This is a genomic window from Winogradskyella aurantia (assembly GCF_002266855.1).
Taxonomy (GTDB): domain Bacteria; phylum Bacteroidota; class Bacteroidia; order Flavobacteriales; family Flavobacteriaceae; genus Winogradskyella; species Winogradskyella aurantia.
Genome location: NZ_NGJN01000005.1, coordinates 195,530 through 210,048 on the forward strand (window position 1 = coordinate 195,530; position 14,519 = coordinate 210,048).

General features: G+C 38.2%; 10 protein-coding genes. 9 read left to right on the forward strand and 1 reads right to left on the reverse strand.

Features of this window, described 5'->3' with window-relative positions:
* Positions 1 to 94: 94 nt before the first annotated feature.
* The 4 genes from pflB to ppdK all read left to right on the forward strand — a co-directional run bounded on the left by pflB (position 95) and on the right by ppdK (position 7,383).
* Complete coding sequence (gene pflB / locus CA834_RS10585) at positions 95 to 2,320, forward strand: formate C-acetyltransferase (RefSeq protein WP_094968670.1); 2,226 nt, start codon at positions 95 to 97, stop codon at positions 2,318 to 2,320.
* 81 nt (positions 2,321 to 2,401) lie between these two features.
* Positions 2,402 to 3,130, forward strand: coding sequence for a pyruvate formate-lyase-activating protein (gene pflA / locus CA834_RS10590; RefSeq protein WP_240507573.1), 729 nt, complete (start codon positions 2,402 to 2,404; stop codon positions 3,128 to 3,130).
* A 22-nt stretch (positions 3,131 to 3,152) separates the two neighbouring features.
* Positions 3,153 to 4,409 (forward strand): L-lactate MFS transporter, encoded by a 1,257-nt coding sequence (locus CA834_RS10595; protein WP_094968783.1) that lies wholly within the window; start codon positions 3,153 to 3,155, stop codon positions 4,407 to 4,409.
* Between the two features lie 244 nt (positions 4,410 to 4,653).
* Positions 4,654 to 7,383: a pyruvate, phosphate dikinase gene (ppdK, locus tag CA834_RS10600; RefSeq protein WP_094968672.1), complete on the forward strand. Its 2,730-nt coding sequence runs from the start codon at positions 4,654 to 4,656 to the stop codon at positions 7,381 to 7,383.
* A gap of 503 nt (positions 7,384 to 7,886) precedes the next feature.
* Here ppdK and CA834_RS10605 read toward each other — a convergent pair.
* Positions 7,887 to 8,687 carry a universal stress protein gene (locus CA834_RS10605; RefSeq protein WP_094968673.1) on the reverse strand — a complete coding sequence of 267 codons (801 nt, stop codon included), beginning with the start codon at positions 8,685 to 8,687 and terminating at the stop codon, positions 7,887 to 7,889.
* A 376-nt stretch (positions 8,688 to 9,063) separates the two neighbouring features.
* Between CA834_RS10605 and CA834_RS10610 the strand changes: the two genes are divergently transcribed.
* The 5 genes from CA834_RS10610 to CA834_RS10630 all read left to right on the forward strand — a co-directional run bounded on the left by CA834_RS10610 (position 9,064) and on the right by CA834_RS10630 (position 14,519).
* Positions 9,064 to 10,206, forward strand: a complete 1,143-nt coding sequence (locus CA834_RS10610; RefSeq protein ID WP_094968674.1) for a universal stress protein — start codon at positions 9,064 to 9,066, stop codon at positions 10,204 to 10,206.
* Between the two features lie 101 nt (positions 10,207 to 10,307).
* Positions 10,308 to 12,053: a V-type ATP synthase subunit A gene (locus tag CA834_RS10615; protein ID WP_094968675.1), complete on the forward strand. Its 1,746-nt coding sequence runs from the start codon at positions 10,308 to 10,310 to the stop codon at positions 12,051 to 12,053.
* Entirely contained in the window at positions 12,034 to 13,362 is a 1,329-nt protein-coding gene (locus CA834_RS10620; RefSeq protein ID WP_094968676.1) for a V-type ATP synthase subunit B, read from the forward strand. Before CA834_RS10615 ends, CA834_RS10620 begins: the two co-directional genes overlap by 20 nt.
* The gene (locus CA834_RS10625; RefSeq protein ID WP_094968677.1) at positions 13,359 to 13,949 is read left to right on the forward strand and encodes a hypothetical protein; all 591 of its coding nucleotides are present in this window, start codon (positions 13,359 to 13,361) and stop codon (positions 13,947 to 13,949) included. Before CA834_RS10620 ends, CA834_RS10625 begins: the two co-directional genes overlap by 4 nt.
* Entirely contained in the window at positions 13,950 to 14,519 is a 570-nt protein-coding gene (locus CA834_RS10630; protein WP_094968678.1) for a DUF2764 family protein, read from the forward strand.

The following is a 14,519-nucleotide window of genomic DNA, read 5'->3' on the forward strand; positions in this document are numbered from 1 at the left end:
TATGACAATTATCAGTATTTAACAAGGCATAGATATCTAATTTTGTACATCGAAATGGATATCATTAATAAAGACATTTTAATACTGTAACAATATGGAAGTAAAACAATTCATAAATGGTTCGTGGACAAAAACAATCAACGTAAGAGATTTTGTTTTTAAGAATATTACGCCGTACTACGGAACAAGTACCTTTTTAGAAGGCCCAACCGAACGCACAAAAACTCTATGGAATACATGTAAAAAGGCTATGGCTGAAGAACGTGCCAATAGTGGTGTTCGTAAGTTAGATACAGAAACCATATCTACCATTGATGCTTTCGGTCCTGGATATATAGATAGAAAGAATGAAGTGATTGTGGGTCTTCAAACAGATGAACTACTTAAGCGTGCCATGAAGCCATTTGGTGGATTTAAAGTTGTGGAAAAAGCCTTATCAGAACATGGACTAAAGCCTTCTGAAAAGCTTACCGAATTATTTTCTAAATATGTTAAGACACATAATGACGGTGTTTTTGATGCTTATAACTCTGAAATCAAGAAATACCGCTCACTGGGTATTTTAACTGGGCTTCCAGACAACTATGCAAGAGGACGGATAATAGGTGATTACAGGCGCCTAGCCTTATATGGTCTCGACTTTTTAATTAATCAAAAAAAGAATGATTTAGAGTTTGTGTCTGGCCCTATGACCGATGAGGTAATTAGGCTACGTGAAGAAGTTTCTGAGCAAATAAAAGCACTTAAAGCCATGAAACGTCTAGGGGCTAAGTATAATTTGGACTTATCGCGTCCTGCTGAAAACGCTAGGGAAGCTGTTCAATGGACTTATATGGCCTACTTGGCTGCGGTTAAGGAGCAAGATGGCGCAGCTATGTCTTTGGGCAATGTATCCACGTTCTTAGACATTTTTATTGAGAATGATTTGCAAGAAGGTTTAATTACAGAAGCAGAAGCTCAAGAATATATAGATCAATTTGTGATTAAACTAAGGATGGTACGCCACCTTAGAATGAAAGCTTATGACGAAATATTTGCGGGTGATCCAACTTGGGTAACCGAGGCTATTGGTGGTATGTTCTCTGATGGACGTACCAAAGTTACTAAAACCTCTTATAGGTTTTTAAATACACTTTATAATTTGGGACCATCGCCAGAACCTAATATGACGGTGCTTTGGTCTGAGGATTTACCAGAAAATTTCAAAAAATTCTGTGCTAAAGTGGCTATTGATACCTCTTCGCTTCAATTTGAGAACGACAGATTAATGCTTGAAAGTCGTGGTTCTGATGACTATGGTATTGCTTGTTGTGTATCCCACCAAGATTTGGGTAAATCCATTCAGTTCTTTGGCGCTCGTACTAATTTAGCCAAGACTTTATTGCTAGCGATTAATGGTGGGCGATGCGAATTAACGGGTGAACAAATATTTGAAGGTGTTCCTGAAGATAAGGACGAATATTTAGACTTTGATAAGGTAATGACCAACTTTAAAATTGCCATGCAAGAAATTGCGCGTGTATATAGCGATACTATGAATATCATTCACTATATGCACGATAAGTACTATTATGAAAAAGCTCAAATGGCATTAATTGACACGAATCCTAGTATTAATATTGCTTATGGTATTGCAGGCTTATCTATCGTTGCAGATTCGCTTTCAGCCATTAAATATGCTAAAGTTAAACCTATAAGAAATGAGGAAGGACTTACAGTTGGTTTTGATATAGAGGGTGAATTTCCAAAATATGGTAATGATGACGATAGGGTAGATACTCTGGCAGCAAAAGCTGTAGCAGATTTCAATTATGAATTGAAGCAATTCCCTGTGTATAAAAATGCAGAACCTACCTTGTCCGTATTGACTATTACCTCCAATGTGGCTTATGGTAAAAAAACGGGGGCAACGCCTGATGGTAGGGCGAAGGGTATTCCATTTGCACCAGGAGCTAACCCTATGCATGGAAGGGATGAAATGGGAGCCATTGCATCTCTTAATTCCGTGGCTAAAATCAATTATGAAGACGCACAAGACGGTATTTCGAATACCTTCTCGGTAGTTCCTAAATCTCTAGGGCCTGATAATGACACCCGAGTTGAAAATCTAGTGTCCATATTGGATGGCTATTTTTCAAATAATGCACAGCACGTTAATATCAACGTTTTAGACAAGGAAACCTTAATGGATGCTATGGAACATCCAGAAGATTATCCTCAACTGACCATAAGAGTTTCAGGTTATGCTGTAAACTTTGTGAGGTTAACGCGAGAACAACAATTGGAAGTGATTTCAAGGTCCTTCCACGAATCAATGTAATTAAATAGAAAAGCACCTTGGAAGTTGGTTTCTTAGGTGCTTTTTTAAATTTAAAGTGCTATTAAAACTCAAGACAATATATTGTGTGTTCATTCTATTGAAACCTTTGGAGCTCATGATGGTCCAGGTATTCGATGTGTCGTTTTTTTACAAGGTTGTAAATTAAAATGTCTGTATTGTCATAATCCAGACACTATTGCCATGGAGGGTGGCAGACCTTATACAACCGATGAACTTTTTGAGATTATCATAAAATCCAAACCCTATTTTGGGAAAAATGGAGGCGTGACTATTTCAGGAGGAGAGCCCTTGCTACAAGCAAAAGCATTGATACCCTTATTTAAAAAGCTAAAAACTGAGGGTATACATACCACTTTAGATACCAATGGGCGCATCCTCAATCATTTTGCTATGGAGTTGATGGATAAGTACACGGATTTGGTAATGTTAGATATTAAGCACATGACAGAAGAAGGATATGAATATATCACTGGCCAAAAGAACAATAAAACAACTTTTGCCTTTTCTGACTATCGCGAAAAATCAGGAAAGCCTATGTGGCTGCGATATGTTCTTATTCCAGGATTGACGGATAAGCCAGAATTACTAAAGTCTTTGGGAGAAAAATTTAAGACCTATAAAGCGATTCAAAAATTAGAAATTCAGCCGTATCACAAGCTTGGTGTTCATAAATGGGAAGCTTTAGGCTGGGATTATCAGCTTAAGGATGCCAGAGAAAACTCCGAAGAAGAACTTAGAAAAGCCCAAAACATTTTAAAACCGTATTTCAATGCGGTTACTATTAATTAACCTGCTGCAAAAAACGAGAACCATGTCAACTCAAAAGCTAAAAAATCGATGGCTTATAGCCTTATCAGCGATAGGAATTCACATAGCAATCGGATCCGTTTACGCCTATTCCGTAATTACGAATCCTGTTAAAGACATTTTTGATGTTGAAGGCAGTACGATAAAATGGGCGTTTAAAATCGCCATTTTATTCCTTGGGTTTTCAGCGGCATTTTTAGGACCATGGGTTGAGAAAGTAGGTCCGAAGATAAGTGGTACAACTGCTGGTTTGTTCTACGGGATAGGAATTTTGGGTTCTGGTTTAGCGGTTCACTTAGAATCTCTAGTGCTGTTTTATCTGTGTTATGGTGTTATTGGCGGAATTGGCTTAGGTCTAGGCTATATCACTCCTGTAAGTACATTGGTCAAGTGGTTTCCAGACAAAAGGGGATTGGCAACAGGTATGGCTATTATGGGCTTTGGTTTCTCAGCTTTGATATTTGGGCCAGTAATGCAGTCATTTTTTGAAACTGTTGGTATATCTAATGCCTTTTACTTATTAGGACTTATCTATATGATTTTAATTTTGACTTCAGCACGTTATATTGAGCGACCACCAGAAGGTTATGTCCCAAAAGGCTTTAATCAAGAGGATTCAAAAACCATTAAAGGAGACATATCTAATATTACGGCAAAGGAGGCGCTTAGTGCAAGACGATTTTATTATATCTGGATTATGATGTTTATCAACATAACTTGTGGTATTGCCATTATTGCAGCGGCAAGTCCAATGATGCAAGAAAAATTGAATTATTCGCCAATGCAGGCGGCCGCGGTAGTTGGGCTCATAGGTGTTTTTAATGGTTTAGGTAGAATTCTGTGGTCGAGTTTATCTGATTATTTAGGGCGTCCTAATACTTATGTCATTTTCTTCGCTTTCCAGATTTTAGCATTTTACTTCTTGCCACAAATCACCATGGAGCTACTGTTTCTAATCGTGCTATTTACCGTAATAACTATGTACGGAGGTGGTTTCGCCACCTTACCTGCGTTTTTAGGAGATTTGTTTGGTACCAAACAATTAGGAGCTATCCACGGCATGGTGCTTGCAGGTTGGGCGCTCGCGGGTGTTATAGGCCCAACTATTTATGATGTGGTAAAAAAGACTACAGGGTCCTTAGATATAACCCTTAAGGTATTTTCAGGGTTGTTTTTAATTGCCTTTGTAATTTCCTTATTGATGAAGCGTTCAGTGAATTTAGCGTACAAGGAGACAAAGAAAGTGCCAGCAAATGTGTAAGTAACTTCTGAATAAATACCTAACTTTTCATTTAAGGGATGATGTAAAATCATTGGTTAACTGATTTTAAAATTGTCTTGCTTTCAATATTAAGGAAAACAATTCTAGTTTTTTTTTAACATAAGTAATAAACTTTCATTAGATGATAATTGTCAGCAAATTACTTAGTAGTACAGAGTACTTTTATAACAGTCTTATGCAATAAGATATCCGAAACTGAATAAGAATCATAAATACACATAAAATGGAAGTACTCAATGGGTTAAAAACTCGAGTTTACAGATTTGGGAACAAAACTGCAGACGGTAACAGTAAAATGAAAAATTTGTTAGGCGGTAAAGGTGCCAATTTAGCTGAAATGAGCGCAATTGGAATTCCTGTGCCACCTGGATTTACAATTACAACAGAAGTTTGTACTGAATATAATGATTTAGGCAAGGATACTGTTGTGGATTTGATTAAAGAAGAAGTTGAGCAATCGATTGCCAATATAGAAGACCAAATGGGCACCACTTTTGGCGATAAGGAAAATCCCTTATTGATTTCAGTGCGTTCAGGGGCTAGGGTATCTATGCCGGGTATGATGGATACCGTTTTAAACCTAGGTTTGAACGATGAGGTAGTTCAAGGATTAGCTAAACGCACAAATAACGAGCAATTTGCTTGGGATTCCTATCGTCGTTTTATTCAAATGTATGGTGGGGTTGTGTTAGGTATGAAACCAGAGTCTAAGGACGACATAGATCCGTTCGAAGAAATTATGGAGCATCTAAAACACAAACGAGGTATAGAACTCGACACAGAGTTTACCGTTCAAGACTTGAAGGACTTAGTTTACGATTTTAAGGATGCCGTTAAAAAACGAACAGGGCAAGAGTTTCCAACAGACCCTTGGGACCAACTTTGGGGAGCTATCATAGCCGTATTTAATAGTTGGAATGGTAATAGAGCTGTTTATTATCGCAACATGCACGGTTATCCTGCCGATTGGGGAACTGCTGTTAATGTGCAGGCTATGGTCTATGGTAATATGGGTGATAATTCAGGAACAGGTGTTTGTTTTACGCGAGATGCCGGTACTGGAGAGAATGTATTCAACGGTGAGTATTTAATTAATGCTCAGGGCGAAGATGTTGTTGCGGGCGTTAGAACTCCGCAACAAATTACAAAGTTAGGCTCCCAACGCTGGGCGCAACTTGCTACTATAGATGAAAAGGACCGCTTTGAAAATTATCCCTCTTTGGAAGAGCTAATGCCAGCTATTTTTAAAGAATTAAACGGTTATCAAGATACTTTAGAAAAACATTATCGCGATATGCAGGATATGGAGTTCACCATTCAAGATGGTAAACTTTGGATTCTCCAAACCAGAAATGGTAAACGAACAGGTGCGGCCATGGTTAAGATAGCTATGGACTTGCTAAAAGAAGGTATGATTAACGAAAAGGAAGCCTTATTACTTATCGAGCCCAATAAACTAGATGAGTTATTGCATCCGGTTTTTGAGCCAAAAGCCTTGAAAAGCGCAACTATTATTGCACAAGGTCTTCCTGCATCACCAGGAGCAGCTACGGGTAAAATTGTATTCTTCGCTGATGAAGCCAATAAGTATAAAAACAGCATTCTAGTGCGTATTGAAACCTCTCCTGAAGATTTGGAGGGTATGAATATAGCTAAAGGTATTCTTACAGCCCGTGGTGGTATGACCTCTCACGCGGCAGTTGTTGCAAGGGGTATGGGTAAATGTTGTATTTCTGGAGCAGGAGCCTTAAAAATAAATTATAAGACTAGAACATTAACTGTTAACGGTCACGAATATCATGAGGGTGATTGGATTTCACTCAACGGTTCCACAGGTAATATTATTGAAGGTAAGGTAGCTACTATGGAACCCGAATTAAGTGGTGAATTTGCCGAATTGATGGAACTTACGGATAAGTATGCTGAAATGAAAGTAAGAACCAATGCTGATACACCTAAAGATGCTAGGATAGCACGGAATTTTGGTGCTCAAGGTATTGGGTTAACAAGGACTGAGCATATGTTTTTTGAAGTGGATAGAATAAAAGCCATGCGCGAAATGATCTTGGCAGATACCGTTAAAGGTCGCAAACAGGCCCTCGAAGAATTATTGCCGATGCAACGTTCGGATTTTGAGGGTATTTTTGAAGCTATGGATGGCCTATCTGTCACAATTCGATTATTGGACCCTCCATTACATGAGTTTGTGCCCCATCAACTTGCCACCCAAAAAGAATTGGCTGATGAAATGCACATTTCATTGCAAGCGGTTAAGAACAAAGTAGCAGAATTGGAAGAATTTAATCCAATGTTAGGCCATAGGGGCTGTAGGCTAGGGAATACCTATCCGGAAATTACTGAAATGCAAACACGAGCAATCATTGAAGCCGCCCTTAATTTAAAAGAACGCGGAATTATATGTAAGCCCGAAATAATGGTCCCTTTAGTTGGAACCGTTAAGGAGTTTGAAGCTCAGGAACAAATTATCAGAGCCACTGCTAACACCATCTTTGAGGAAAGAAATGATACCATTGATTATTTAGTCGGTACTATGATTGAAGTCCCAAGAGCTGCTTTGGTAGCTGATCTTATTGCAGAAAAAGCAGACTTTTTCTCCTTTGGCACTAATGATTTAACTCAAATGACCTTTGGTTATTCTAGAGATGACGCTAGCAAGTTCTTACCGATATACATTGAAAAGGGTATCCTCAAAGTAGATCCATTTGAAGTTTTAGATCAGGAAGGTGTCGGTCAATTAGTTAAAATAGGAACTGAACGTGGACGCAGTATAAAACCAAACCTAAAGGTTGGTATTTGCGGTGAACACGGTGGTGAGCCTTCATCCGTTGAGTTTTGCTATAATACAGGAATGGATTATGTGAGTTGTTCTCCATATCGTGTTCCCATTGCACGATTAGTGTCCGCTCAAGCGGCCATAAAAACAACCATGTAGGTATTTTAATGATTCCTAGAAAAAGCCTGAAGTTTAGCTTCAGGCTTTTTAATATCTACTCTTGTCTTTTCTAGACTATTGCTTTTCTACCCCTGTACCCACACTCACAAAAGCTTCAAGCCGAGATAAAACTAACTCTTTTCTATTTTCTGGAAAATGCCTCTTATGCTATTGATTAAAAACTAAAATCTAAGGGCTTATATAGGATTTTAGATACTAGTGGAATAATAACTAATGAATGCATGTTAGGGAAAATACTGATGTCGAACTAGTTTCAAAATCAGTTGAGCTCATACGTCTTTATTTGAAGGGTATAACTACAAGTTAAATTGAATACATAAAATAACCAACACAGTAGATTTAAAAAGATAGATAATTTATAATACTGAGTACAGTGAGGATGAATATATTTATTGGTTGCGGTTCCTCTCAAGTTTTATAGACATAATTGAAAATATTTATTTTTCAAGTCTAGCTAAAAAGTATAAACGTAAATAATGCACTTAATTCTTATTATGCAGTATCAATAATGGTACAGGACTGTTGAAGGTTTGTTTTAAGGTAACACTTCCGCTAAAGAGTCTATCCAAAAAATCTTTTTTGGTTCTCAACAAACACAATAAGTCGGTATTGTGATTTTTTATATGAACATTAAGGCTCTGGTTTAAGTCTCCAGCACCCGTTTTTTGCGTGAAAGTTGGTTTTAGGTCCTTTATAGCGCTTAGTATTTCTTTAAAATCTGGTGATCCATTTTCCGTTATGTTTAGGACTTCTAATTCGCTCGTGTGTAGTTCTATAATTTGTCTCAAGGGACTTAGAACGGAAAGGTCGGATAATGTATTGTCTCCAACGGCAAATACAACATGCTTTAAGTCGTTATAAGTATAATCAAGTGGGACTACAATTACAGGGGCAGAGGTCTTTGATATTACACCTCCAGCAACGCTTCCCATAAAGACTTCCTTAAGTCCGCTGACACCTTTTGTTCCCATGACAATAAAATCATAATTTCCAGAATTGCCCATTTCCGATATGGTAGAAATTGCATAATTTTTAGCCAATCTTGTTTTAAAGGTAACTAGTGGTGCTGCGGTTTCCATATCTTTGACCAAAGCCGCCAATTGCTTTTCTGCATCCCTAATGAGGATGCTGTCAATGGATTTCATCATCAAAGCTGTAGATTGAGTGCCAAAAATATGAAGGATAGTTACCTCTAACTTTGAACCTTGAAACATATCTGTTGCATAGCGCAAAGCATTTTTTGAGGTGTCCGAAAAATCGACTGGTACTAGAATTTTAATCATAGATCATAAATGACGTCTCAAAATGCTGTTTGAGACTTGTTATTAAAAATACACTTTTTTTGGTTGTTTTAATACCGATGTGCGTATACCGAAAATACAAAAAAAGAAGCAATAAAAAGAATAAGAATTTTAATAAATCCAGAGTTTAGGCACCAAAACTTTGTTTCTGCTAATGACATGGTTTGGATACCTAATTAATTTCAATTATTCTGAATTTTATTACAAATAAAAAAAGAATTTCCCTATGACAATTCTTCATGTTTTTTGAAAGATTTATCTTAACTTTGAGAGACTACTTTTGATGTTTTTATTGAATATTCCTTCCATTTAAACCTTGAAGGTGATTGTGTAATTTTGAAATAATTTTAATCTAAATATGAAAATTCTAGACAAGGTATTGTTCGCTCAAGATTTTGGTCCTTCATCTAAAAATCTTGAAAAGGTTGCTATCGATATAGCTCAAACCTTTCATTCAAAAATAATTCTCATTCACGTGTTGCCTGATGATGTCGTAAATCCAAAAGTAAAGAGTTTGCTTGATGAAACGGCTTTGTCTAAACTCAAAGAAATTTCGGCTACCCTAAAAGGTCATGGTATAGAAGTTGAAGACCCCTTAATTGAATACGGTTCAGCCCACGAAGCCATTATAAAGGCGGCATCAACTGTAAAAGCCAATTTTATATTGATAGGGTCAGGTTCACACCCAAAAGATGATAAGTTTCCGTTGGGAACAACTACAGAGCGGATTATACAAAACAGTGAAAAGCCAGTTTTGGTTATAAAGGAAAATTCGAGCTTAAACGTTAAAAAAATTCTTTGCCCTATTGATTTTTCGGAGGCGTCTAAGCGTGCGTTAACTAATGCTATTATAATGGCTCGTCGTTTTAAAGCCCAGCTTACTATTCTCAGTGTTTGTGAATTGCAGACACCCTCTTGGTTTAGTTCTAAGGGAGATATAGACAAGGAGAATGAAGCACGTTTTACAAAACATAGTGACGAGTATGATACATTTTTAAAGCAGTTTAATCTTCAGGATGTAGAATGGATCAAAGAAAATAAAAAGGGGAATCCGGCCCAAGAGATTTTAAATACTATCAAAGCAAATAAAATTGACTTATTAGTGATGGGTACCAATGGTCGTACTGGTATAAACCGTATGATTATGGGTAGTGTTACTGAAAAGGTCATTAGGGAAGTGCCATGTTCCTTTTTAACCTTAAAATCTGAAGATGTTATTAATTTACAGTTACAATCAGATATTACGGACTTTGAAAAACTTTTTGAGGCGGGAACTCAACTCGAAAAGGATGGCTTTTATAAAGAAGCCATAGACCAGTTCAAGGCTAGTTTAAGTATTAATACCATGCACGTACCAGCCTACAGTGCCATTGCCAAATTATTTGATAAGCTAGGTCAACCCGAAAAAGCATCTTTGTACAGAAAAAGTGCCAACGAAATCAAAGAGCGGATATGGTATAGTAAAGTAGAGGAGGAAGTACGTAAGTTGAGAGGTAGTTGATGAAATTGAAATTGAATAATGTGAGGCTGAGCGATGCCGAAGCCTACTTATTTAAAAAGACAATAATCTATATTGATATATATTAAAGAAACTTAAAACATTTGGAAAAAGCAAAAGGCAAAGTCGTTAGCGTTAATGAATCTCTGGTGGGTGTAGAGAACACTGAAGGGGCGGTTATGAATGGCGAGGTGGCTTATATTACCATTGAAGATGGTAAGCGCCTTAAGTCTGAGGTTATTGATGTAAAACCCGGCAAATTGGTTTATCTGCAAGTGTTTGAAGATACCTCTTGGATGAAGGTTGATGATGCTGTAGAGTTTACAGGTCTCCCTCTTGCGGTTAAACTTGGGCCAGGTATACTGGGTTCGGTAACGGATGGTTTACAAAATCCACTGTACGAATTGGCCAAAAAAGAATGGTTCTTGGAACGCGGCATGGTTGTAGAACCCTTGGATACCAATGTCAAATGGCATTTTTCCCCCGAAGTAAAAAAAGGAGATATTGTTACTGGTGCTTCCATATTAGGTTCAGTCCCAGAGAAAATTTTTAAGCATAACATTTTTGTCCCTTTTTCACTTCAAGGCGAATACACGGTCGATTCTATTGTTGAAAAAGGCGATTATACCATAAAAGATATCATTGCAACAATAAAGGATAGTTCTGGTAAAGTTTTGGAATTGACCATGGCATTCGACTGGCCCGTGAAGCAACCTATGCCATTTCACCAGCGTTCAGTACCTACGGAAACCTTACCCACAGGAATGCGTATTTTGGATGCACTATTTCCAATAGCCTATGGCGGAACGGCTTGCAGCCCAGGACCTTTTGGTGCTGGTAAAACCGTACTACAACACAGTATAGCAAAACATTCAAGGGCAGATGTGGTTATTGTGGCTGCCTGTGGTGAACGCGCTGGTGAGGCCGTGGAGGTCTTTAAAGACTTTCCTGAGCTTATAGACCCTAAAACCGGAAAGTCCTTAATGGATAGAACATATATCGTCGGTAATACATCCTCAATGCCGGTGGCCGCTCGTGAAGCCTCTGTTTACATGGCAACAGCCGTTGGTGAATACTATCGCAAACAAGGGTTGAACGTATTGATTTTAGCCGATTCTACATCTCGTTGGGCGCAGGCACTAAGAGAAACTTCTGGTAGAAAGGAAGAAATCCCAGGGCCAGAGGCTTTCCCCATGTATATCTCTACTTTAATTTCTGCCTTTTACGACAGGGCAGGCGTAGAGATTTTACCTGATGGAACAAAAAGTTCCTTGAGTATTATCGGTACGGTATCACCTGCTGGCGGAAACTTTGATGAACCTGTAACCCAAGCGACTCTACTGAGTACTGGTGCTTTTTTAGGCTTGTCTCGTGAATTATCCGATGCGAGAAAATATCCTGCTATAGACCGTATTGATAGTAGCTCTGCCTATCCCTCATTAATTACGGAAGATGAAGTAGGCTTTTTGAAAGAATTACTCAAAGAAGGCAAAACTATCGCCTCCAACTTATTGTTGATGGGCGAACGTGGTATAAGCAATGAGGCTTATATTACCTATCAAAAATCCGAATTACTAGATGCTGTTTTCTTGCAGCAAAACAGTTTTCATCCGGTTGATGGTGTCACCAATCCAGACCGTTTGCGTATGATGTTCGATATGGTGAAACACATTATTGACTCACCAGTTTATGCAGAAACCAAAGACGATATTAGGACACATTTCAACTTCTTGCGCCAAGCTTTTATCGATTGGAACTATCTAAAAATAGAGGATGCTAAATTCGATAGTCAAAAAGCTAAAATTTTAAATCTGGTTAAACAAACAGCACATGCTAAGGAAAACGTATGAACATATTGATAGTATTGGAAGGGCTATTTTGACTATTGAAGCCAAAGATGTTCATAACAAGGAAATGGCGGAGATTATTTATCCCGATGGAAAAAAAGCCTTCGCTCAGGTCATCGCTTTAAATGGAAATAAAGTAACGCTACAGCTTTTTGGAGGTGGTTTTGGGGTTTCAACCGATTGTAAAGTACGATTTTTAGGAAATCCAGTCCAAGTAGGATTTTCAGATGAAATGCTCGGACGCGTATATTCGGGTAATGGGCAACCCATTGACGGAGGACCACAACTAACGTCTGATATGACACGTGTGGCCGGACCATCCATCAACCCTGTAAAGCGGCTTATTCCAAAAAATATGATTCGTACCGGTGTGCCTATGATTGACGTTTTTAACACCTTGGTACGCTCGCAAAAAATTCCCATTTTCGCTAGAGCTGGGGAACCGTATAACCGGTTGCTGGCCAATGTCGCCACTCAAACTGATGCTGATGTTATTATCATAGGAGGTGTAGGATTAAAATATGACGAATACCATTATTTTAAAGAACGTATTGAGGAAGCGGGAAGCAAGAGCAAGACGATTATGTTTATCCACACCCATCGTGATTCTATTGTTGAAGGTTTAATGGTACCAGATTTAGCCTTAGCAGTTGGAGAGCGCTTTGCGCTACAAGGTAAGAATGTATTTGTGCTGCTCTCCGATATGACGCAATGGTCTGATTATTTACGCCAAGTGGCTAACGCTCAAGACCAGATTCCTGCGAACCAAGGCTATCCTGGCGACTTATATTCGCAACTAGCAAGCCGTTATGAAAAGGCTGCAGATATAGAAGACTCAGGAAGTTTAACCATTTTGGGTGTTACCACGATGGACGATGTAACCCATCCCGTACCTGATAATACAGGTTATATCACAGAGGGACAATTTTTTATGAAAGATGGCTACCTAGAATTATTCGGGTCGCTAAGCCGACTAAAACAGCAGGTCAATGATAAAACGCGTGATGACCACCGCAGCATCATGAACGCTATGGCGCGTCTGCTTTCTGAAGCTGAAGAACGTGTTAAGGCTCAAAAGTTTGGGTCAGTAAAAGATGATTATTCGTTAAGGTTATTGGATTACCGAAAAACTTTCCAGCGTGAACTAATGGATCCATTCCGTTATTTGGAATTGGAGGATGCCTTGGATTTGTGTTGGGATATTTTATCAAAACACTTTAAAAAAGAAGAAGCGGGTCTATCCTCAGATCTAGTAGAAAAATACTGGCCTAGAAAAGGCGAATTTAAGATTTTAAAAGAACATTACGCATGAGTGAACATACGTTAGACGGTTTAATTGCCAAGGTGAAATCCGAAGCCATTGAAGCTTCAGAAAAAGAAGCGCAAAAAATCATTGCAGATGCCAAGCATAAAGCACAACAGTTATTGTCTAAAGCAGAAGCAGACAAAGTTGTACTTCTCGATGAGGCCCAAGCGAAAGCCGACGCCTTGCTCGATAAAGGAAAGGTTGCCTTGAATCAAGCAGCTCGTGATGTACAGATTTCGGTTAAGAACGATATTCAAAAACTATTTAAATCGGTTTTAGAGACCGAGATTAAGGACGGCTTTACACCAGAATTGTACGTAAAGGTGATTTCTAAAGTTATAGACCAGTTGGGAAGCCATGTAAGTATTGCTTTGCCAGCTGATACCAAAGAGGACTTGGTTAATGCTATTAAGCAAAGTGTGGCTAAGTCTAAAACCGTACCTGAAATTATAACGAAACATAATTTACTCTCTGGACTTTCGGTGACCAAAACAGATGAAGGTTGGAGCTATGAAATCACAGCAGAAGAAATAGCTGATTTGCTAAACCAACATCTCAGTAATAAGTGGGTTGAACTTTTAAGAAACGATTAAATGCTCACAGGAAATCTCGAATATCTCATAAGCAGTTTGCCGAACCTCACCTTTAGCGATTCGGAGTCAGTTCAGCATGAGGTCTCGGGATTATTTAACAAGTATGCGTTCAATACTAAAGACACCAAAGATTTAGTTGCCATTTTAGACGAAGAAGCATCAAAATATTTATCATCAACAGCTATTGAGCGGTTTAAAAGCGTCAAATTAAATAACATTCATTCCAAAAGTTTTCAAAATAGTGCCACTGAGGTCATTTCAGATTTTTCAAAATTCATGTTTGCCCTAAAAAGCGAATTAAAAACCGTTCGATTACAACGCAAAACTGAAGAATCAATAGGTAAAAGTAACTATGAGCTCTTAGGCGATTTACCAAAAAATCCATTACAAGCAGAAGAATACTTGCTTAATATACAATGGCAAAAATTGGAAGCCTTGTCCTTTGGGCATTACGCTGACTTTTCGGCATTGGTGCTTTACAAATTGAAATTGGAGGTCTTATTGCGTTGGTGGCAATTTGATGCAGAAATCGGATTTAAAGTGTTTCAACAATCCTTAAGGGTAGCGTAA